The following is a 21,422-nucleotide window of genomic DNA, read 5'->3' as shown; positions in this document are numbered from 1 at the left end:
AATACGTCTGTTACCTGCGAGGAAGCTACTGTCATGCTGGACGCCAATTTAAAATCCCAGTTAAAAGCGTATCTGGAAAAAGTGACTCAGCCGTTCGAGATTGTTGCCTCCCTCGATGACGGTGCCAAGTCTCAAGAACTGCTTGGCCTGCTTGAGGATATCAGCAGCCTGAGCGACAAGATTACCCTACACAGTGACGGCCAGGACGCACGCAAGCCCTCGTTTGCGATCAACCGCCCCGGTGAAGAGACGGGCGTGGTGTTTGCTGGCATCCCCATGGGCCACGAGTTTACATCGCTGGTGTTGGCGCTGCTGCAAGTCGGCGGCCATCCGCCCAAAACCTCTGACGAGTTACTTGACCAAATTAGAGCCCTCGACGGCGAGATGCTTTTCGAGACGTACTACTCGCTCTCTTGCCAGAACTGCCCCGATGTGGTTCAAGCGCTTAACCTGATGGCGATCTTCAACCCGAACGTGCGCCATGTCGCTATTGACGGTGCACTGTTTCAGGACGAAGTTGAGTCGCGGGAAATCATGTCGGTACCGAGCATCTACCTAAACGGTAAACCGTTCGATCAAGGCCGCATGACGCTTGAACAGATTCTGGCCAAGGTGGATACCGGTGCCGCCGAACGCGACGCCAAAAAGCTGAGCGAAAAAGCCGCTTTCGATACGCTCGTCATTGGTGGTGGCCCGGCAGGCGCTGCGGCCGCCATTTACTCAGCGCGTAAAGGTATTAATACCGGCGTTGCCGCTGAGCGCTTCGGTGGTCAGGTAGCGGATACCATGGGGATCGAAAACTTTATCTCCGTTTCCCATACCGAAGGCCCCAAGCTGGTTAGCGCCCTTGAAGAGCACGTTAAAGAGTATGAAGTCGATGTCATGAACCTTCAGCTTGCCACGGCGTTTAAAGCAGCCGAGGCGGAAGGTGGTTTGCACGAAATTACTTTTGAGTCCGGCGCGACGCTTAAGAGCAAAACCCTGGTACTGGCGACTGGCGCCCGCTGGCGCGAAATGAATGTGCCCGGCGAACAGCAGTACCGCAACAAGGGCGTTGCCTACTGCCCCCACTGTGACGGCCCGCTATTCAAAGGTAAGCGGGTCGCGGTAATTGGCGGCGGTAACTCCGGCGTTGAAGCGGCGATTGATCTGGCCGGTATTGTTGGGCATGTGACGCTGATAGAGTTTATGGGCGAGATGCGCGCCGACGCAGTGTTGCAGAAAAAGCTTAAGAGCCTGCCTAACGTCGATATTATTCTCAACGCACAAACCACTGAAGTGACGGGCGATGGCAGCCGTGTTAACGGTTTGAACTATAAAGACCGCACGTCTGATGAGAGCAAATCTATCGCGCTGGAAGGTATTTTTGTTCAGATTGGCCTGGTGCCTAATACAGAGTGGTTGAAAGGTTCACCGATTGAGATGACGCCACGCGGAGAGATCATCGTCGATGCCCATGGTATGACCTCCGTGCCCGGGGTATTCGCCGCAGGCGATGTGACTACCGTGCCCTACAAGCAGATTATCATTGCCATGGGCGAAGGCGCCAAGGCATCGCTCGGTGCTTTCGACTATCTAATTCGAAACTGACCGTGACGAAGAAAAGCCCGCTGACAAAATGTCAGCGGGCTTTTTTGTTGGGAATCAGCCTTACAGTAGGCCATCCGCGTACAGCCTTTTAGATCTCAATCAAGACCGAGTCGGCATTTCACCCAACACCTCAGGGATCGTCATCTTCACATAGCGCCCTGGCGCAGGCTCAATTACCTTAAGCTCTCCGTCTCCGGGTTGACGCACAGGCACCATCTTTTCGCTATCGGCATAGCCATTGTCGGTCATCCACGCCTGCCAGTGGGGCCACCAGGAGCCTTCCTGAGCCGTAGCGCTTTCCAGCCACTCTTCGTGGGTCTCCGGTAGTGCGTCGTTCGTCCAGTAGCCATATTTGTTTTTATGGGGCGGATTGACGATGCCTGCGATATGCCCCGAGCCGCCTAACACAAAGGTAACCGGCCCCTTGGGTAGCAAGGCCCCGTAGTAAGTGCTGTTCCACTTGGCAATATGGTCTTCTTTGGTGGATACGAAATAGCTGGGCGTTGATACCTTGCACAGATCAATCTTCACGCCATCCAGTTCAATGCCATCGGGCTCAACCAGACGGTTCTCCAGGTACATATGGCGCAGGTACCATGCGTGCGTCCCGGCAGGTAAGTTAGTGCCATCAGTGTTCCAGTAGAGCAGATCAAAGGCGGCGGGTGTCTCTCCCTTCAAGTAGTTATTAATGTAGAACGACCAAAACAGATCATTCTCACGCAATAAGTTAAAGGTATAGGCCATTGAGCGCCCATCAAGGTAACCCTTCGCTTCTAGCGTTTGCTCAATTCCCTCAACAACTCGTTCATTAAGGAAGACACCGATGTCGCCTGGATCACGAAAATCCTGCAGCGTGGCCATATAGGTCACCGACTTTACTTTGCGCCCGCGCCGGGTACTGGTGAGGTACGCCACCGTGGAGGCGGTTAACGTCCCGCCGACACAATAGCTGAGTAGGTTCACCGACTTCTCACCGCAGGCCTGCTCGATGGCTTCTATCGCACTAATCGGCCCCATCTGCATATAGTCGGCCCAGGTGATATCGCGCTGCTCCGGGCCAGGGTTACGCCAGGAGATCAAAAACACCGTATGGCCCTGATCCACCAGCCACTTCACCATGGAGTTATCTTCACGCAGATCAAGAATGTAGTACTTATTGATCCATGGAGGCACCATCAGCAGCGGCGTTTTAAAGGTCTTTTCTGTCGTTGGGGTGTACTGGATCAACTGGATCAATTCGTTTTCATACACCACCGAACCGGGCGTTACGGCGATGTTTTCGCCCACGCCAAAGGCAGCGCGATCGGTCATGCGGACATTGATGCCTTCAGCTGAATTGCCTAAATCCTCTCGCAGCCGCTCCAAGCCATCGACCAAATTTTGACCTCGGGTTTCAATGGTGCGGCGCATGACTTCGGGATTAGTCGACATAAAGTTGGTTGGCGCCATCGCGTTGACCAACTGGCGGGCATAAAACCCCAAATTACGCTTATGGGTGTCGTCCAAGCCACCCAAGCTTTCAATCAGCTCTTCCACCATCTGCGAGAACAGCAAATACTGCTGCATAATGGACATATAGTGTGGATCTTGCGTCCAGGCGTCGTCTTTAAAGCGACGATCACTTTTGTCGGGCATAATCAGCGGCTCGACTTGTTCACCGGCCATACTACGCATGGCCTGTTGCCACAATAGCCACTGATCTTGCAGTAATCGGGTTTGGGTCTCCCATAGCAGCGTAGGATTTTGCATTAGCGACTGCGCGCCCGCCTCAAAGCTTTCACGCATATCGCTGTAAATTGAATCGGCGGCTTCACTGGGCGCAATACGGGAAAGCAGATCCTGCATCAATCCTTGGTACTGTTCACTAATCTCTTTAAGCTGATTATTCCAATCTTCGATCTCAGAGGGGGATAGACCTTCAGGAACGCCTTGACCCAGCCCTTGCGAAAGACTTTCAGATAGCCCTGACATTGTCTGAAAAGGATTTTGCCACGCTGACTGCATACTTACTCTCCCTACGCCTATAGGCAGGCGCACTGAACGCTCTAACCCAGGGTGCAATGACCCAGATTGTTATAATCGCTACGACAAATGCATCGCGGCGCCCTTGGGCGCCGCGATGATGTCACTAGTCAGCTCTTACGTGAGGACTGACTAGAGGCTTTGGCAGGTTGCTCACTTTTAGTAGCAGCCTTGGCTTGCTCGGACATTTGCTGGCCAGCCTCGCTGAACATTTTTTCCATTTCAGACTTAAACTGCAGGCTCATCTCGCTCATTACGCGCGCGTCTTCCTGCATTTGCTGGGACAGCTCGTTCATCATTTCAGCTTGCTTGGTGCCGAAATCACGCAGGCTCTCTGCATCTTGAATCTCGGTGGCGCTACGAATGCGCTCGGTACCCATCTGGCTGTAGCGCTTCATGGCTTCCAGCTGATACTGGGTCATTTTTTCCATGTTGTTGAGCATCAGCGAATTAATCTTACGCATGGGCTCAAACATTTGCTTAGTTTGGGCGTTGAAGGCGTCCATCATATTGTCTTGCATAGTGTCTGCTCCTGTTTAGTTCCTTGGCATGAGCCTTGGAGTGACTCATCGTGATGTAGCTATATCTTGCTCTTGCCTGCTTTACCTTGCCTTGCTGCACTGCAAAAAGAGTAGCCTCTGATATGCTGCATTGCAACAACACCACTGGTTTTAGCCATGTTGTTATCAGTGACACGGCTTTAGTGGCACTGCGCTAACCAGCGATGTAAAACGGCTCAGCATTGCCTCTCTTCTTGTCGCCGTTAATAATCTATTTTCGCTCAACTATCGTTACTGATTTATGAATCACTCCGCTTGGATGTACCGCGTGTGCTTGAGCCAGAACGGGAGCGCGACGACGCTGTTGACTTGGCCTTACCACCACTACTGCCGCTAGCACTTTTATTGGCACTATTGTCAGTATTGTTGTTAGTACTATTGTTAGTACTCTTCGCCTTGGCACTCGCCGCACTGCTTTTTGCGCTGGTGTTACCGTACTGCTCTGCCTCACTGCCCTTTGCCGAAGACGCACTGGAGTTAGTGCTTGCACTGCCCGCTTGGCGCAACATATCCAGCATCATTTGCTGATAAGTGCCAAAGTTGGCTAGGCCTTGAGACAATCCTTCAGAGAGCCCCTGAGAGAGACCTTGTTGCATCATCGGCTGCTGAAGAAAAGGCCGCATGAGACTCATGGGGTCGTAGCCTTCTACTCCAGACTCCATCTGTCGTTGAATATTTTCCAGCAGGTTTCTCTGGAAAGCTTCGACATCCGGCAGCCCCAGCGATTGGCGAAACTCATCTGGGGTAAGATCAAACTCAACGTTAATCTTCATAGGCGGCTCCTGCACGGTTTTTCATGACTGATTCTCATGCATTTGTTTTATTTGAGTGTAGCAGCGAACTGCAAACCTCACCGTATTGCGTTAGCGCTGAGTTAAACGCGGTGTATCAACGCTCACTTCACCATTTTGTCCGCGTTGGCGCAGCCAGTGATCCAACAGCGTAATCGCCATCATCGCCTCAGCAATGGGCGTTGCGCGAATACCCACACAGGGATCGTGACGCCCTTTGGTAATCACTTCGACGGCCTGACCGTGGATATCAATGGAGCGCCCCGGCGTAGTGATACTGGACGTCGGTTTTAGCGCCAAGCGAGCGACAATGGGCTGGCCGCTGGAGATACCGCCTAACACGCCTCCCGCATGATTGGAGAGAAAGCCTTCGGGCGTCATCTCGTCGCGGTGCTCGCTGCCGCGCTGGGCAACACTGCCAAACCCTGCGCCTATCTCAATACCTTTTACCGCATTAATACTCATCAAACCATGCGCCAGATCAGCATCCAAGCGGTCAAATACCGGCTCACCCAGCCCAACCGGTACGCCTTCAGCAATCACGGTAATCTCAGCACCTACCGAGTCCTGGTCACGGCGCAGTTGATCCATATAGGCCTCCAGTTCGGCCACCCGCTCCGGGTCAGGGCAGAAAAAGGCATTTTGGCCCACCGCCTCCCACTGTTTGAATTCAATCTTGATCGGGCCTAGCTGGCTCATATAGCCGCGAATCTGCACCCCTTGGGCGGCCAGATATTTCTTGGCGATCGCGCCGGCGGCCACTCGCATAGCGGTTTCGCGGGCGCTGGAGCGCCCGCCGCCGCGATAGTCCCGGTGGCCATATTTATGGTGGTAGGTGTAATCCGCATGGGCGGGCCGAAACTGCTCTTTGATTTTTGAGTAGTCGTTGGAGCGCTGGTCGGTATTTTCGATTAACAGGCCAATAGAGGTGCCGGTGGTCTTGCCTTCAAACACCCCGGACAGAATGCGCACCTGATCAGGCTCTTTGCGTTGGGTAGTATGCCGTGAACTACCCGGCCTGCGGCGATCCAGGTCGCGCTGTAAATCAGCTTCGCTTAACGGTAGTCCCGGCGGGCAGCCATCAACGATGGCGCCGAGCGCAGGGCCGTGGCTCTCACCAAAGGTAGTGACGGTAAATAGTTTGCCAAAGGTATTGCCAGACATGGCGGTTAGTTCCTCACTGGAAAGACGCCGCATGGGCGTCGAGTTCAGCGGCGCTCAAGGCAAATACACCCTGGCCGCCACGCTCGAATTCAAGCCATAGAAAAGGCACGTTGGGAAACGCCGCTTCCACATGGCGATCAGAGTTGCCGACTTCTACAATCAGCCAGCCCTCATCGGTTAAGTGCTCCCGCGCTTCGCGCAGTATGCGCCGCACAATATCCAGGCCATCGCTACCTGCGCCCAGCGCTAGCGAGGGCTCATGGCGAAACTCAGCTGGCATGGAGGCAAGGTCGCGGGCATCCACATAGGGCGGATTGGAGACGATGAGATCAAAACGCCGCCCCTCCAAACCGCTGAATACATCCGACTCCACTGCTCGCACCCGGTCGCCCACGTCGTGACGGGTAATATTTTGCCGTGCCACAGCCAGAGCATCCTGACTGATATCAGCAAGCGCTACTTCGCAGGTGGGTAAATAGAGCGCCGTAGCAATGCCGATGCAGCCGGAGCCGGTGCATAGATCCAGCACGGTGGCGGGCGGCTCTTCAGGGAACCAGGCGGCAAAGCCATCCTCAATCAGCTCGGCAATCGGCGAGCGAGGAATCAGCACGCGCTCATCAACGCTAAACGGGTGGCCGACAAAGAAGCTCTCGCCGAGCAAATAAGGCAGCGGGCGACGGGTGGTGATACGCTCCCGCGCCAGGGCAATAATCCGCTGGCGCTCTACGGGTAGCAGCCGCGCTTCTAGCACACTGGGGTCAATATTCCATGGTAAGTGCAGCGCGCCTAAGCAGAGCGCCACCGCTTCATCCCAGGCAGAGTCAGTGCCATGGCCATAGTGCAGCCCCGCCAGATAAAACTCGCTTGAGACCCAACGCAGGTAGTCGCGTAGGGTAAAGAGCTGGCTCACCAGCAGCGATTCCGACAGGGAAAGGGTTGAGTGTGAATGCTCAACGTTTAGATGCGTGGTCACAGCGGCTCCTGGTTAACGGTACTTATGGCAATAATGCGTTAAGCGTATAGCGAATTAAAAGATTGTACCTTTCACTTCGTCCGGTTCACAGCAACGCTCAGCCCGCTATACTGTGCTCCTTTAACTGATTCACTTTTTCTACCACTTGAGCCTGCCCATGACGCGACGCCGCCACCTGCCTAATGATGACGATATCAGTGCCTTTCGCGACGCCTTGAAGGCGGCGGGGGTACGCCCTATCGCCACTAATCGGGCAGACCCTGGCAAGCCAAAGCGCGACGATAAAATCCATGAGGCACGACGTAACGCGGCAATAGAGAGTAGTGCGCCCCAATCCAGTGGACGCACCTCGGATGGCCGAGTGGAAGCTGTACGCCCCTCCGAGTACCTTGAGTTCAGCGTGCCTGACTTACCGTGGCGCACTTTTAGCCAGTTAAAACGCGGCCAAACGGCGTGGCAAGCGGGACTCGATCTGCATGGCTATACGCTGGAGGAGGCTCGTGCGGAGTTAGAGAGCTTTTTACGCGATTCGGCGGGGCAAGGCCTGCGCTGCGTACTGGTAGTGCACGGTAAAGCGTGGGGCGCCACTTCGGATTTTCCTGTGCTCAAAAGCCATACCAACACTTGGCTGCGGGAGTGGCCAGGAGTGCTGGCATTCTGCTCGGCCATCGATATTGATGGCGGCACCGGGGCGGTCTATATATTACTGCGCAAGCGGGGCCAATAGCCCTCTACTCGGTTGCGTCGGAGGCAATGCTGGGCATGCGTCGCTCCAGCGCTTCATCTGCCAAATGACGGCCAAGCCGAATCAAATCGCGACCCCGATAAAATTCGTAAGTGCTACACACCGTTTTGGGTATTTCGATCAGCACATCGGGCGGGTACCCTGCCACCTTGTACTTGGCCAATGCCGCCTGGGTAATATCAAACGACTCTAAAATCATATCGAGCTTGTTCCACTCGCGCTTGCCGCGCGCTTCAGTTATTTCTTCTAGCTCTTCACCATCCACCTCCCCGTTGGCGCCTTCGCCATTGGCCCCCAACCCTGCCCACAGCTTTTGGGTAACGGCGCGAACATCACCTATCCAACTGCCCATGCGCTGATCCCGGTCGATCTCGTTCGGAGTACGGCTATCGACGCCTCCCTCCTCTTGAGGCAGTAACTCTTCTAAGGTCACCGGCAACGGGCTATGGGCAGTGACATTAACCGCTACCACAAAGTCCGCTTGGTGGGCGGCGACCATGGGCATAATCGGCAGTGGATTGAGCAGCCCGCCGTCCACCAGCACCTGCTCACCTAGATGAACAGGTGTTATAACGCCAGGCACGGCCATGGAGGCACGAATCGCCTGCAGCAACGGGCCACTTTGAAACCACACTTCCCGTTGACGCACCAAGTCTGTCGCTACAGTGGTAACGGGGATCGGCAGGTCTTCGATGAGAATATCGCCGACCAGCGCTTCCAGTTTGCTCATGACTTTGCTGGCCCGCATCGCCCCCATAGGGCTCCAGGTTACATCCACCAGTTTGAGCACATCCAGGTAGTCGAGTTGACACACCCAGTCGCGGTATTCAGGTAGCTTACCCGCGGCATAAATCCCGCCAATCACTGCGCCCATTGAACACCCGGATACGGCCACAATTTCAAATCCTCGCGCTTCTAGTGCTTCAATCACACCGATATGCGCATAGCCCCGGGCACCACCGCTGCCCAGCACCAGAGCGACCTTATTGCCGCTACTATTGCCGCCACTGTTCAAATGAGCCAATTCATGCATGCTACGCTCCTTCACTAGACAGCACCGGTGTTACCCCAGTGACCGCCGATAACCGAGGCGACTTGCGCCACTGCCCGGGGCTCCAAGTGTAAGTGGTGGCCCCCCTTGAGCACCTGGCGCGTTAACCCTTTTACCGCTTGTCGCGCCTCTTGGGCCCATTTGCGCTCGCCCAAAATCCCCTGCTCACCTTCTATCAATAGCAGCGGAACGTTAATATCCGCCAGTAGTGAAATGACCTGTTCGGGTGTAAAACGCACCAGAGACGGCTTCAGCAGTCGGCTGTCTGTGCGCATTTGCACATGTCCATCGGCGGTAGGTTGGGTATTCCGCTCCACTAGCGGGGTTGCTGTTATGCTATCCACCGGCGTGACCCCGCCAGCAACACGCGCAGCAACGGCACTCTCGATATCAGGGTAGCGCGGTGCGCGTGAAAGCGGCCGGCGGTAGGCGGTTAATCCCTTGCGCAGCTGACTCGCCGTATCTTCAATAGGCGTATTGAGCGCTCCAAGTCCATCAATCAGCGTTAGCCGCTCGACACGCTCGGGCAACGAGGCGGCGAGCAAGCAGGCCACTGCAGCGCCCATGGAGTGGGCCAGCAAGCTGGTTTGCTCCAGCCCCAAGGACTCCATGGCGTCCAGTACGTCGTGGCAGTAATCCCATAAGGCATAGTCACCGCCAGGTGGCGCATGTGCCGAATGTCCATGACCGCGGAAATCCAGCGCCACAATACGAATATCCAACGCCTCTACCAGCAACGGGGCTAGCCGGGTAAAGCTGGCCGCATTATCCAGCCAGCCGTGCAAGGCCAGCCAAACGGGGGCATCAGCACGGCCCCAGCTCAACGCCGCTAAGCGACCCTGAGCAAGTGAAAGCGGCTGCGGCGCATAAGCGCGCGCAGCCGTAGAGCTTAATTGAGGCATAATCCACAGTCCTGAATAAACAGCTAGCGAGCCAAAACAAACGGTAGCATCATCAGGCAAGCAAGATGACGGGGTAGGCGACAAACGTTACCATGCTAGGCATATTTCACCTCAACATAGTACTTAACATGGTACTTAACATAGTGCTTAACATGGTACTTAACATAGTGCTCAACACAGCCCTCAACACAGTATTGGTGCCGTTATGAAACCCCGTCGCGATACCCGCGCCCGTAATATGGTCTTTTTTGTTGCTGTCATCAGCGCCACTGTGGTCGGCTTTTGGCTCGCCAAATAAGCGATTGCTCATTAAGTGAAACGCCAACAGCTCCTAGGAGCCTGTTCGGCTTGGCCGATCGTCGCGAGAAGCGCGGATTTTGAGCCAAATTTATCGATCGATTGAGGCGAATAGCACGCTATTTAACAAAATCGATCGAATAAAGTTGGCCAAAATACCGGGATTAGCAGTAGATCAGTGTTAAGCCGGACAGGCTCCTATGCCTCGCCTAGCAAACCTAGGCTGGCTGCCGGTGCCTGACGACGCAACCCTCGCGAAAGCGCATGGCCAATGATGCCGATCAGCAGCGCCCCGCCAACGGGGAGGAAAACCCATAGCCCCAGATGCAAACGCGGGGTGAGATCCAGCAGGTAAATATACAACACGGCCGAGGTTAGCTCTGCAAGCACCGCGCCCATCAAACCACTGGCAAAACCCAGCAGCGCGTATTCAGCCCCCTGTACCCGTGAAATCATCCGGCTGCCTGCGCCAAATACGCGCAGCAGGCCACTTTCATGGGCGCGTACCGGGCGGCTTGCGGTCAGCGCAGCATACAACACGCTAATGCCTGCCAGTAGCACCAGGGCAAGCACCAGTTCCACTGCTCGGGTGACCTGGGCGAGCACATCCCGCACCTGCCCTAAAATCGCGTCCACGTTAAGTAACGAGACGCCGGGGAAATCAGTGATCAGCTCACGAATAAGCCCCTGCTCCGCCTCTGGCAAGTGAAAAGCGGTAATGTAGCTATGGCCAAACTGTTCCAGCACGCCTGGAGGGAAGATGACGAAGAAATTAGGTTGGAAGCTATCCCAATTCAGACTGCGTAGGCTGGTGATTTGGGTAGTAATCTCATCGCTACCCACCGAGAAGGTCATCTCGTCGCCAATACCTAACCCAAGCCTTTCAGCCAGTCCCTCCTCCATCGAGATAGGCACTGGGGCCGACTGGGGAGTTGCATCGACGGCACTCATCCAGCCTTGACTCGCATCCCCCTCAGTTTGCGCGGATGAGAACCACTCGCCAGCCACCACTTCATTGCCTTCTGGCACGTCTGATTGCCAAGTAAGGTTGAGTTCCCTACGCAACGAGTTGTCACCCCGCGCATCCGGCGGCACGGCGTCTCTAGGCGGCTGGCCATTGATCGCAATCACCCGGCCACGCACCATCGGGTAGAGGGTGCTCTGAGTTTCCACGCGCGGCGAAACCGCCGCTTCAAAGGAGACACGTTCGGAAGGCTGGATATTGATGGCAAAGTAGTTGGGGGTATTTTCAGGCAGTTGATCCTGCCAAGTGCTTAGCAGGTCGCCACGCACCAAGACAATCATCGCCATGGCAAAGAAGGTCACTGAGAAAGCCAGCAACTGGCCCAGGCCCGCTTGTCGCCGCCGAGCCAATTGACGGCCACCTAAGCGGAGCGCCTGTGACCACTCGCTGCGCCCGGAGAACCGCTGCACAACCCGCAGCAAGCCGCTAAGCAACAAGGCGCTAATCATCCACAGCACGCCCAGCAGCAGCGCACCGCCAACCAATAGACCAATCGCCAGCGGCAGGCTACCCGAGTAGAGCCACAGCAACCCGCCAAATACAACACTCGCTACGCCGACGACCAGCCAAGCCGAAGGTGGCAGTGGGTCAAGCTCACGCCGCAATACTTTAAGCGCGCTGACTTGCTTAATACGCAGTAGCGTTGGTCCAGCAAACCCAACCAGCACGGCAAGCGCGGTGAAGACTCCCAATCCCAGGGGCATCAGCCCCGGGGGTGGGAGTGTCATGGGTAGGAAACTCACCAGCAGCCAGATTAGTGCCGCTTGGCCAAGAAGCCCAAGCAGCGCCCCTATCACTGCCGCGACCAGTGCTAAACCGAGTAACTGAAGGGTAAAAATCGTCACTAACTGACGCTGACTGGCACCAAAGCAGCGTAGCAGCGCAGCGGTATCCAAATGGCGCTCCACATAGCGGCGGGTAGACATTGCTACGGCCACACCCGCGAGCAATACTGCCGCTAACCCGGCTAACCCCAGGTAGCTCTCTGCTCGCTGTAATGCATTGCCTAGCTGGGGGCGGTCAACGCGCACATCCCGCACCTCTACCCCGTCTCGGCGTAGCTCGGCAAGCAGGCCTTGCACTTGATCGAGCGCCTCCGGCGGGCCTGCGGCCAGAATTTCAAACTCTATTCGCGAGCCTTCTTGAACCAGGCCGGTTGCCTCAATATCCGCGGTATTCATCATTAAGCGCGGGTTGAAATTCCCGAAACCGCCCGACTGGTCAGCTTCGCGCTCGATGATCCCCGTGACAGTCAGTTCGGTTTGTCCTACCTGAACGGGGTCACCCAGCCCGATTTCGACAAGCTCCATCAAGCGTGGGTCGGCCCATGCTTCCCCAGGCGGCGGACCAGAGGCGATTTGCTCAGTGCCGTCGCCAAAATCTACGTAGGAGACACCATAGTGTGGGTAGACCTCATCCACGGCTTTTAAACTGGCCGGCTGGAAGCGACCATCACGGCTAATCATCGATACCAAGTCCACTTGGTCGCTAAGCACAAAGCCAGCGCTCTCCAAGCGCTCTCTCAACTCCTCTGAAAAAGGGTCGCGCTGTTCAAGCACTAAATCGCCGCCCAGCATCTGCCCTGCCTGACGCTCCAGGCCGCGTTCCAAGCGATCAAGAAAAAATGCAATCATGGTAGAGGCCGCGACAGCCAATACCAGGGCAATAAATAGCGCACGCACATCGGCGGCGCGCAGGTCTCGCTTGAGGCTGCGCATCGCCAAGCGCCAATTCACATCACTCATCGCTCACCCTCGTCAATCGACACCGCGGTTGGCTCGATGTTTTCAAGTACGGCTTCTAACTTGCCATGATCTAAACGCAGGCAGCGATCACAGCGCCGCGCCAGGGCGTGGTCGTGGGTAACAAGGATAAGCGTGGTACCCGCCTCTCTATTAAGTTGGAAGAGCAGATCAATGACCTGCGCGCCGGTGTCAGGATCCAGGTTGCCGGTGGGCTCATCGGCGAATACCAATTCAGGGTCGGTAACGAAAGCACGGGCTACGGCAACACGCTGCTGCTCGCCGCCGGAAAGCTGTTTGGGTAAGTGATTCACCCGCTCGCCAAGCCCCACACGTTCCAACCACTGAGCAGCGGTATGCGTCTCCCCAGCACGGGGCGACAGCTCAAGGGGCAGCATGACGTTTTCAAGCGCGCTCAAGGTGGGCAGTAGTTGAAAGTTCTGGAACACAAAGCCTACTCGTCCTGCACGCAGTGCTGCACGCCCATCCTCATCCAAACGACTTAGCGCATGGCCAAATAGCGTTAGCTCACCGTCACTTGGCGTATCAAGACCGGCCAACAGGCCCAGCAGCGTTGATTTGCCTGCGCCGCTTTTACCCAGAATGGCTACGCTCTCCCCCGCCGCTACGCTCAGCGATAGGTCGTGTAAGATGGTGAGCGAGCGTTCACCGCTGGTGACTTTTTTAGACAGCTTATCCGCGTGCAGTACGGGCGGCCTAACAGCGCCGTGGGGAACATCGTTAACCGCTTGGTTGTCGGTAGTTGGCTGGCGCTCGCCCTGGGGTGACTCGCTTGATACTGTTTTATCGATAGATGATTTCGCAGTTTGATCTGAGGAGCTTGAACTTGAGGAGTAAGACATGAAGCGTGGCATCCCTATGGCATGGCATGGACTGAACCGCATGGTAACCGGATGGCTGGTGATGCTGATAGTCACCTTTGCCTCACCGTCTATCAACGCAGAGCCTGTTAATGCAGACGCTGGCCCCACCCTATTGGTGATGGGCGATAGTTTAAGCGCCGCTTACGGCATAGAGCGTGAAGAGGGCTGGGTGAACCTGCTAGCAGAACGTTTAGCAGGCGATGCGCACGTTATTAACGCCAGCATTAGCGGTGAAACCACATCCGGGGGTCTACAAAGGTTCTCTGAGATCATCGGACAGCGGCAGCCGGATATTGTTCTCATCGAACTGGGCGGCAACGATGGTCTACGCGGCTTATCACCCAATCAAATGCAGGCAAACTTAGCCAGCATGATTGAGCAGAGCCAGGATGCCGGCTCCCAGGTACTACTGCTGGGAATCGATATCCCGCCCAATTATGGCCAAGCGTATCGGGATGCTTTTACCGGCGTCTTTTACTCTCTGGCGGAGGAGTACGATGTGCCCCTAGTGCCGTTTCTACTTGAGGATGTCGCCCTCAACGATGCGTTGATGCAGAGCGACGGTATTCACCCTACCGCCGATGCGCAGCCGATTATTTTGGATAATGTGTGGCCCGCGCTGGAGCCGCTGATTGAGCCCCTGGTTAAGCGGCAGTTAGAAACAACGCATCAGACAGCCGTTCAATAAGCCCACCCTTTTGACTGAGAGGTGTAGCACTTCAACCCGCCAGCTTGTAATCTTAACCTCAATTTGGCGGTTATTAATGGCGACTCATGCCTGCACCTTCTGATCACAGCCCTCCTGCATTCTCGCGTCGACAGTTTTTAGCAACTGTCGGCGCGCTTTGGTTAGGCGCAGGCCTTGGCATTCATCCAACGCCTGCAGCAGCGTTTGACCCACAACGCTTACGCCAAAGCATGCAACAACAGTATGGACAGGCCGGTTTAGCCGTATTAGAAGAGTGGTTTGCCCTACTGCAACAGCTGCAAAATCAAGATATTCAAGCCAAACTGCGCGGGGTTAATGACTTTTTTAATCGTCGCATCCGCTGGGTGGATGATATTCAAGTGTGGGGGGAGGAGGACTTCTGGGCCACGCCTTTGGAAGCGATGGGTAAGGGCCAGGGAGATTGCGAGGACTACTCAATCGCTAAATACATTACCCTTAAGCAACTGGGGGTTACTAGTGAGTACCTACGCATGATTTATGTTCGTGCACGCATTGGGCGTAGTCAAATTACCCAAGCCCACATGGTGTTGGGCTATTACTCGACTCCCGATGCAGAACCGCTGGTACTAGACAACATTGTACCGACTATCACCCCTGCCTCTCAGCGTACTGATCTCGACCCCCTGTTTAGTTTTAATAGTGATGGCCTTTGGGCGGGTGGTGCATCGGAATCCCGCGCTGATCCATTGGCTCGTCTATCACGCTGGCGCAGCGTCATCGAACGTATGCAAACCCAGGGTTTCATTTAAGAGGAATTGGCACGATGTCACTTATCAAACAACTTTGGATTGCCATTATCGCCCTGCTGCTGCTGTCGTTCATTGGTAGCCTCGCCATTAGTATTACCACTAGCCGCGACTATATCGAACAGGAAGTGCGCATTAAGAATGAAGATAATGCCACAGCGTTGGCGCTTTCCATGAGCCAGCTCGATAAAGACCTTGTCACCCTCGAGCTGTTAATCGCAGCCCAATTTGACACAGGTTACTATCGCCAAATTACGCTGCGTGATACGGACGGAAGCGTGCTTATCGAACGCTCATCCGAGCAGTACAGCGGCGATGTGCCCGCCTGGTTTCGTCAGCTTATTGAGTTTGATGTGCCCAGCGGTATAGCAACGGTTCAAGACGGCTGGCGCCAGTTCGGCACGTTGGAGCTTGAGAGTCAGCACAGTTTTGCCTATACCTCTCTATGGCGCAGCATGCTGGAACTCGCCGCTTGGTTTTTACTTGCTGGGGTGATCAGCTTAGCGATTGCCACCGTGATTGTCCGGGGTATTAAGCACCCGCTTTCCCGCGTCGTTACCCAGGCGCAAGATATCAGCGCGCGACGCTTTACCACCATAAAAGAGCCCCGCACCCTGGAATTGCGCCAAGTGACGCAGGCAATGAACGTGCTGTCTGCCAACGTGCATCAAATGCTCAGTCACGAAAGTCATAAGTTGGACGAGTTACGCCGCCATTTACAGCATGACCGAGTCACCGGTGCGCTAAATCGCGACGTATTTATGGGCAAGCTCGCATCTCAACTGAGCAGAGAGGACGCTCGATCAACCGGTATGCTGGTCATGGTTCGCGTTCAGGCCTTAGAGACGCTCAACGAACAGCTCGGCTACGCCGCCACCGACCAACTATTAAGTACACTGGTTGCCCAGTTGGGACAATTGGACAATGCGTCGGCAGAACCGATGATAGGCCGCCTTAACGGCAGTGATTTTATCTTTATGCTGCCGCTTATGGATGATGTTGAGGAGCTCAGAATCCAGGTGATGGCGGCATTGTCCGAGGTAGCCGCCACGCAGCCCGATGTCGACGTTTATCTACCGACGGCAATTGTGCCTTATGCGCCGCATGATGAGCGCGGCACCCTGCTAGCCACCCTGGATGATGCCTTGGCACAAGCCGAAAGCCTGACGTCCTTTGAACAAGTAGTCGTGCGTCAACGCAAGCGTATCTCACTCTATAGCAGCCATGCCGAGTGGCGGAACGCACTGGAAGCAGCAATCCTAGTTGGCCCAGAGTTAGCCTATTTCCCGGTAGTCGATGCCCACGGAGACATCATCCATTACGAGTGCCCTGCCCGCTTACTGCTCGGCGGCGAATGGCAAACCGCCGGTGTCTTTATTCCCTGGATAACCCGCTTTGAGATGGAGCCCGCGCTCGACTTAGCCGTGGTGAAAAAAGCGCTCACTAACCTGGAAGATGATCTTAAGCCAGTCGGGATCAATCTCTCCGCAGCGTCGATCACTAATACCCAGTTTGTTAACGATCTGCGGACACTGCTGGTAGCACACCCACTGCTGGCCAAACAGCTCTGCTTTGAAGTGCCCGCTACACTTAGCACCCACGCGATTGGTAGCTTACGAGGGCTGTGTACAGCCTTACGACCACTGGGATGCACCTTTGGCATCGAACACGTGGGCGCAGAATTCACCAAACTGGCGGATTTACACGATGTGGGGCTTGCTTACTTAAAAATGGATAGCAGCCTTATCCACCAACTACATGCTTCAAACGAGCAGCAGACCATTGTGCGCGGCATGGCCACGCTCTGCCATTCACTGGGCATTCAGGTAATAGGAGAAGGTGTTGCAGACGACGAGGAGATCGCCTGCCTGTTCCGTGTGGGGGTTGATGGTGCTACCGGGCCTGGCATACGCGTCTAACACATAGGCCCAGACGACGGCGACTTAGATATATAACCTAAATAGTGTCGTCGTCGCTTAGCAAGCCCACATCGCTTTTTGACCGCAACGACTTACGCTCCATCACTTTGGCCTGCGCAGCTTCCGGCAGGTCAGTGAAGGTGATAATGCCCTTGTCCAGTAACACCTCAAGAATATCCTCGACCACCCTGACAAACGCTAAGTCAGAGGCAATAAAGTTAGCTGAAGATTCGGGCTGTTCGGCAAGAAAAGCTAGCACCTCTGGTGAATCAGGGGCGATCGTTTCATTGCACTCGGACGTTGGCTCTTTGCTGAGCATCACGATCTCGCCGGATGTATTTCGATTGATGTAGAGCATATTTCCCCTCAAAGAAAGCTGTTCGCAATTAAGAAAGCCGCTCCTTTCAGAGCGGCTCTATCAAGCTAATCAATAGAACAATTATAGATTATTGGTCGATTTTCAGTTGACCATCCGCGATCAGTTTAGCGATCAAATCCTCTCCATTATTAACGCCAAAGTCACTAAAGGATGTGCCTTCAAGCGCTATCTTCTGATCAGCTCCGTTCGGACTGCCTTGAGAACTAATATTCAAGACGATATTGCCAGCGCCATCTTCCTCGGCAAATATGTACTCGCTGCTGTCCTCCCCCTTCAGAAGATCAGAAAGATCGAGTCTATCAGCGTTTTCGTCCGTGCCATACTGCCCCTGCGTGAAGTCCATTACCTGATCCATAGCTGGCTGGTCTGTCGTACCCTGATCACCAAATTCCCAGGCGAAGGTATCAGCACCTGCTCCCCCATACATGATGTCATCACCAGCCCCACCATTTAGCGTGTCATTCCCACCTTGAGCAAACAGGATATCATCGCTATCTCCTCCAATCAGAGTATCGTTACCGCCCGTACCTGTAGAGTTATTAAACTCTCCATGATTGTCGCTGATGTATTGATGGATTTGCTCAGCAGAAACTTGGTTAGGATCTGCGATACCCAATTGGCCTGCTATATAAGCCTTAATAGCAGGCAAGCCGTTACCTTCAATCCCCGCGAAGGTGACCTGATCTCCAAACAGGATATCATCGCCCTCAACTCCGGAAATTGTGTCATCACCAGCCTGCAGCTGGACATCCTGCCCTAGTATGGCATCTGCAAGCTGCTCCGGATCGATATTCGACTGAACTATGCCATCAGAGTCATATGACTGAAGGCTATTTTCATTCAGTTCGTTGCCCAAACCGATTGCATTGACCGACGACATACCCTCTAGCAACGCAAACGCCTCCGATGAGTTATGGACTACCGTTTGTGTGGTGCTACTGCCATTACCGCCAAGTACAGAAATCTCATAGGCACCCTCCCCATCGGCATTAACCTGACCAATGGGATTACTCGATTTCGACCACCCTCCGAAGAAATTCTGGCTCCACTCATAAACGTTACCGTTCTGATCAACAACTTCCCGTTCCTGACCACCAATATTTCTTGAAACAGACTGTCCCGGCTGGTAATCGATAGAGCTGATGTTAAGGTGTTGATCTGACACCCAAAACCCTGAAGCAACTCGAACTGTTGTTTGCTCATACCGCTGATAATAAGTCGGCAAACCATCAGTAATAAAGTAGGTCAGGTTAGTACCAGCATTTTCTTGGACAGTATCTGTATAGAACCAGTTGGCTGTCGTCTTAAAGACATCTTCATAGTTGGTACCACCACCTTTCTGGAATCCATCTAACACTGCCTGCAGCTTTGACAGCGCTTGTGGATCCGACAGATCAACACTGACATTTCTTCCTGCCTGGGTATCGAACTCTACCAAGAAGATGTTTACTGTGCCGGCATTATCCTCGCCTACACTCTCTTTAAGTGTATTGAACACTTCGGTCAGTGATGCCTTAGCATTAGCAATATCGGCATTCGACATACTGCCCGATGTATCTACCATGAACGCCAGATTATAGTTTTCACCTGGCACCAACTGGAGACCAGCGACATCACCAATAATGATGTCATTTGCACTGGTACCCGTGATGGTATCCCCGCCTGGCGAACCTACCCCGATATTATATTGCTCAACTGCGGTGGTATCAGTGCCTGTTTCACTGTCTATGACTTGCTGGTCTCCAGCGGCATCTTCGTATATCTCGCTGGAAGTTACCGTAGCCGTGATATCAAACGCTCCGACACTCACAGGCACTTTCATTGTCAACATCAACTGGTCGATGCTATCCCCAGTAGGATTAGTCACAAGCCAACTACCATCCGACTGGCTAACTACGCCCTCTCCAGTCAGCACCACTCCCGCAGGAATATCCGTCAAAATAACATCCGAAAGTACCTCACTGCCGTCAGTATCAGTTAACAGAGCAGAGAGTTCGACCTCGATAATGTCATAGCCTGTCTGGGTAATCGTGGTAGTCGCATCACTGGGCAACATAGAGGAACCATCGCCAAATATGATCCCACGAATGTTATTGACACTAATGGTCACACCCGTTGCTAAATCGGTGATGGTTCCGTCATACCCAGAGTTTTGGTGCTGCTCACCTAGGTTAACGGCATAGCTCGTTAAAGCCTTATTTAAGTAGATATAGTCTTTATCATCACCATTGATCGAGTTTACCGCTTGGTTGCCATTCACCAGCTTATTGAAGTCGCCGGTAAGCGCAATAACATCAGCACCGTTAGTATTATTGGCGCTACCTGGGTTTAGATTACCGTCACTAAACGGTGGCTTGATAACCTGACCACTGATTCCTGCTGCACTGATTTCAGTGCCCTCAATGGTGATAGTAGCGTTGCCATGCTCAACAGTAATAACTGACGCACGTACAGACTCAAGTGTGTTACCCAGCGACACAGAGACAGTGGGCGCATCGGCAACAGGTCTGATATCGATTGTGAGTGTAGCTTCAGTTCCTTCATTTTGAGCATCAGTGGGCAGGAACTGCAATTGAGCATAGTCGGCGGCCTGATTCCCTACCCCCTCACCACCATAGCTGTCGAAGCCTGACTCGTTAGTGGTTGGCATAAAGCGCAGTTGCCCAGCATCTATCTCAGCTCTGGAGAAACTTGCATCCTCAGCCACGCTCTGCCACTGACCACTGGCATCTTTGAACTCCAATGTTCCCGAGGATGGCAACTGACTAATCACAATTCCCTGTTCAGCAGCAGGTGAATCGTCAGTGATATTAAAGTCACTCCATTTCAATATTAAAGCGGTGTCTTCCTCACCGGTTACTTGTCCACCCGCAGCTTCTGGGGCTGCATCAACACCGTAGTCACGGGCGGCGTCGGCGCTGTAGGCGTTGCCGGCGGCGTCTTCACCGGTGACTTCGGCGCTCACGCTGTCGTTCTCGGCCAGTACCGATCCGGGTATATCGATGGCATACGTGAGGTCTTCGCCCACGGTGCCTTCGTAGCTGTTGTCACCCACGGTCAGAGTGACGGTGTCGCCCGCTTTGGCATCGCCGCCCACACTACCGGTGACGCTGATGGTTTGGGTGGCTTCTTCGCCGTTGATTACGTCGTCGCCAGCAATGGTATCGATGCTGATCGTGGCGCTGGCATCGGTGTCGACGCCGTAGTCACGGGCGGCGTCGGCGCTGTAGGCGTTGCCTGCGGCGTCTTCGCCGGACACTTCGGCGCTCACTTGGTCGTTCTCGGCCAGTACGCTGCCCGGGATGTCGATGGCATAAGTGAGGTCTTCGCCCACGGTGCCTTCGTAGCTGTTGTCACCCACGGTCAGAGTGACGGTGTCACCCGCTTTGGCGTCGCCGCCCACACTGCCGGTCACGCTGATGGTCTGGGTGGCTTCTTCGCCGTTGATTACGTCGTCGCCAGCAATGGTGTCGATGCTGATCGTGGCGCTGGCGTCGGTGTCCACGCCGTAGTCACGCGCAGCATCGGCGCTGTAGGCGTTGCCCGCGGCATCGCTGCCGGTCACTTCAGCGGTGACGCTGTCGTTCTCGGCCAGTACCGATCCGGGTACGTCGATGGCATACGTGAGGTCTTCGCCCACGGTGCCTTCGTAGCTGTTGTCACCCACGGTTAGGGTGACGGTGTCGCCCGCTTTGGCGTCGCCGCCCACACTGCCGGTGACGCTGATGGTTTGGGTGGCTTCTTCGCCGTTGATTACATCGTCGCCAGCAATGGTGTCGATGCTGATCGTGGCGCTGGCATCGGTGTCGACGCCGTAGTCACGGGCGGCGTCGGCGCTGTAGGCGTTGCCTGCGGCGTCTTCGCCGGACACTTCGGCGCTCACTTGGTCGTTCTCGGCCAGTA

The 21,422-nt window shown here is 54.7% G+C and carries 16 protein-coding genes; 5 read left to right on the top strand and 11 right to left on the bottom strand.

What is annotated here, in order from left to right; all coding sequences use genetic code 11:
- Positions 1–33 precede the first annotated feature (33 nt).
- Positions 34–1,590 carry an alkyl hydroperoxide reductase subunit F gene (gene ahpF / locus QT231_RS08610; RefSeq protein WP_308336504.1) on the top strand — a complete coding sequence of 519 codons (1,557 nt, stop codon included), beginning with the start codon at positions 34–36 and terminating at the stop codon, positions 1,588–1,590.
- A gap of 99 nt (positions 1,591–1,689) precedes the next feature.
- Here the strand turns inward: ahpF and phaC are convergent, their stop codons facing one another.
- The 5 genes from phaC to prmB all read right to left on the bottom strand — a co-directional run bounded on the left by phaC (position 1,690) and on the right by prmB (position 7,100).
- Entirely contained in the window at positions 1,690–3,594 is a 1,905-nt protein-coding gene (gene phaC, locus QT231_RS08605) for a class I poly(R)-hydroxyalkanoic acid synthase (protein WP_308336503.1), read from the bottom strand.
- Between the two features lie 128 nt (positions 3,595–3,722).
- Entirely contained in the window at positions 3,723–4,133 is a 411-nt protein-coding gene (locus tag QT231_RS08600) for a phasin family protein (RefSeq protein ID WP_007113285.1), read from the bottom strand.
- Between the two features lie 278 nt (positions 4,134–4,411).
- Positions 4,412–4,945 (bottom strand): hypothetical protein, encoded by a 534-nt coding sequence (locus QT231_RS08595; RefSeq protein ID WP_308336502.1) that lies wholly within the window; start codon positions 4,943–4,945, stop codon positions 4,412–4,414.
- Between the two features lie 90 nt (positions 4,946–5,035).
- Positions 5,036–6,127, bottom strand: a complete 1,092-nt coding sequence (aroC, locus tag QT231_RS08590) for a chorismate synthase (protein ID WP_308336501.1) — start codon at positions 6,125–6,127, stop codon at positions 5,036–5,038.
- Positions 6,128–6,140: 13 nt separating this feature from the next.
- Positions 6,141–7,100 carry a 50S ribosomal protein L3 N(5)-glutamine methyltransferase gene (prmB, locus tag QT231_RS08585; RefSeq protein ID WP_308336500.1) on the bottom strand — a complete coding sequence of 320 codons (960 nt, stop codon included), beginning with the start codon at positions 7,098–7,100 and terminating at the stop codon, positions 6,141–6,143.
- Between the two features lie 157 nt (positions 7,101–7,257).
- On the opposite strand from prmB, the gene QT231_RS08580 reads away from it, so the two are divergent.
- On the top strand, positions 7,258–7,827 hold the full coding sequence (locus tag QT231_RS08580; protein ID WP_308336499.1) for a Smr/MutS family protein: 570 nt from the start codon (positions 7,258–7,260) through the stop codon (positions 7,825–7,827).
- Positions 7,828–7,831: 4 nt separating this feature from the next.
- On the opposite strand, the gene QT231_RS08575 is transcribed toward QT231_RS08580, so the two are convergent.
- From QT231_RS08575 to QT231_RS08560, 4 genes are all read right to left on the bottom strand, one after another.
- Positions 7,832–8,878: a patatin-like phospholipase family protein gene (locus tag QT231_RS08575; RefSeq protein ID WP_308336498.1), complete on the bottom strand. Its 1,047-nt coding sequence runs from the start codon at positions 8,876–8,878 to the stop codon at positions 7,832–7,834.
- 14 nt (positions 8,879–8,892) lie between these two features.
- On the bottom strand, positions 8,893–9,798 hold the full coding sequence (locus QT231_RS08570; RefSeq protein ID WP_308336497.1) for an alpha/beta hydrolase: 906 nt from the start codon (positions 9,796–9,798) through the stop codon (positions 8,893–8,895).
- Between the two features lie 495 nt (positions 9,799–10,293).
- Positions 10,294–12,864, bottom strand: a complete 2,571-nt coding sequence (locus QT231_RS08565) for an FtsX-like permease family protein (protein ID WP_308336496.1) — start codon at positions 12,862–12,864, stop codon at positions 10,294–10,296.
- Positions 12,861–13,724, bottom strand: a complete 864-nt coding sequence (locus tag QT231_RS08560) for an ABC transporter ATP-binding protein (protein WP_308336495.1) — start codon at positions 13,722–13,724, stop codon at positions 12,861–12,863. Before QT231_RS08560 ends, QT231_RS08565 begins: the two co-directional genes overlap by 4 nt.
- Here QT231_RS08560 and QT231_RS08555 point away from each other — a divergent pair.
- The 3 genes from QT231_RS08555 to QT231_RS08545 all read left to right on the top strand — a co-directional run bounded on the left by QT231_RS08555 (position 13,723) and on the right by QT231_RS08545 (position 17,140).
- Positions 13,723–14,433 carry an arylesterase gene (locus tag QT231_RS08555; RefSeq protein WP_308336494.1) on the top strand — a complete coding sequence of 237 codons (711 nt, stop codon included), beginning with the start codon at positions 13,723–13,725 and terminating at the stop codon, positions 14,431–14,433. The two genes, QT231_RS08560 and QT231_RS08555, sit on opposite strands and share 2 nt — an antisense overlap.
- A gap of 86 nt (positions 14,434–14,519) precedes the next feature.
- The gene (locus QT231_RS08550) at positions 14,520–15,224 is read left to right on the top strand and encodes a transglutaminase-like cysteine peptidase (RefSeq protein ID WP_308336493.1); all 705 of its coding nucleotides are present in this window, start codon (positions 14,520–14,522) and stop codon (positions 15,222–15,224) included.
- Positions 15,225–15,238: 14 nt separating this feature from the next.
- Positions 15,239–17,140 carry an EAL domain-containing protein gene (locus QT231_RS08545; protein WP_308336492.1) on the top strand — a complete coding sequence of 634 codons (1,902 nt, stop codon included), beginning with the start codon at positions 15,239–15,241 and terminating at the stop codon, positions 17,138–17,140.
- A gap of 37 nt (positions 17,141–17,177) precedes the next feature.
- On the opposite strand, the gene QT231_RS08540 is transcribed toward QT231_RS08545, so the two are convergent.
- Positions 17,178–17,498: a tryptophan synthase subunit beta like protein gene (locus QT231_RS08540; protein ID WP_308336491.1), complete on the bottom strand. Its 321-nt coding sequence runs from the start codon at positions 17,496–17,498 to the stop codon at positions 17,178–17,180.
- Positions 17,499–17,586: 88 nt separating this feature from the next.
- The coding region (locus QT231_RS08535; protein WP_308336490.1) for an Ig-like domain-containing protein at positions 17,587–21,422 on the bottom strand (3,836 nt) is incomplete at its 5' end.

The organism is Halomonas sp. SpR1 (assembly GCF_031010175.1).
Classification (GTDB): domain Bacteria; phylum Pseudomonadota; class Gammaproteobacteria; order Pseudomonadales; family Halomonadaceae; genus Vreelandella.
The sequence above is the reverse complement of the archived record's forward strand: the minus strand, read 5'-3'. Positions and strand labels throughout refer to the sequence as shown.

Excerpts from the sequence above, each read along its gene's own strand:
- ahpF (WP_308336504.1), top strand. The coding sequence starts at position 34 with ATGCTGGACGCCAATTTAAAATCCCAGTTAAAAGCGTATCTGGAAAAA.
- phaC (WP_308336503.1), bottom strand. The coding sequence starts at position 3,594 with ATGCAGTCAGCGTGGCAAAATCCTTTTCAGACAATGTCAGGGCTATCT.
- QT231_RS08600 (WP_007113285.1), bottom strand. The coding sequence starts at position 4,133 with ATGCAAGACAATATGATGGACGCCTTCAACGCCCAAACTAAGCAAATG.
- QT231_RS08595 (WP_308336502.1), bottom strand. The coding sequence starts at position 4,945 with ATGAAGATTAACGTTGAGTTTGATCTTACCCCAGATGAGTTTCGCCAA.
- aroC (WP_308336501.1), bottom strand. The coding sequence starts at position 6,127 with ATGTCTGGCAATACCTTTGGCAAACTATTTACCGTCACTACCTTTGGT.
- QT231_RS08580 (WP_308336499.1), top strand. The coding sequence starts at position 7,258 with ATGACGCGACGCCGCCACCTGCCTAATGATGACGATATCAGTGCCTTT.
- QT231_RS08575 (WP_308336498.1), bottom strand. The coding sequence starts at position 8,878 with ATGCATGAATTGGCTCATTTGAACAGTGGCGGCAATAGTAGCGGCAAT.
- QT231_RS08570 (WP_308336497.1), bottom strand. The coding sequence starts at position 9,798 with ATGCCTCAATTAAGCTCTACGGCTGCGCGCGCTTATGCGCCGCAGCCG.
- QT231_RS08565 (WP_308336496.1), bottom strand. The coding sequence starts at position 12,864 with ATGAGTGATGTGAATTGGCGCTTGGCGATGCGCAGCCTCAAGCGAGAC.
- QT231_RS08555 (WP_308336494.1), top strand. The coding sequence starts at position 13,723 with ATGAAGCGTGGCATCCCTATGGCATGGCATGGACTGAACCGCATGGTA.
- QT231_RS08560 (WP_308336495.1), bottom strand. The coding sequence starts at position 13,724 with ATGTCTTACTCCTCAAGTTCAAGCTCCTCAGATCAAACTGCGAAATCA.
- QT231_RS08550 (WP_308336493.1), top strand. The coding sequence starts at position 14,520 with ATGCCTGCACCTTCTGATCACAGCCCTCCTGCATTCTCGCGTCGACAG.
- QT231_RS08545 (WP_308336492.1), top strand. The coding sequence starts at position 15,239 with ATGTCACTTATCAAACAACTTTGGATTGCCATTATCGCCCTGCTGCTG.
- QT231_RS08540 (WP_308336491.1), bottom strand. The coding sequence starts at position 17,498 with ATGCTCTACATCAATCGAAATACATCCGGCGAGATCGTGATGCTCAGC.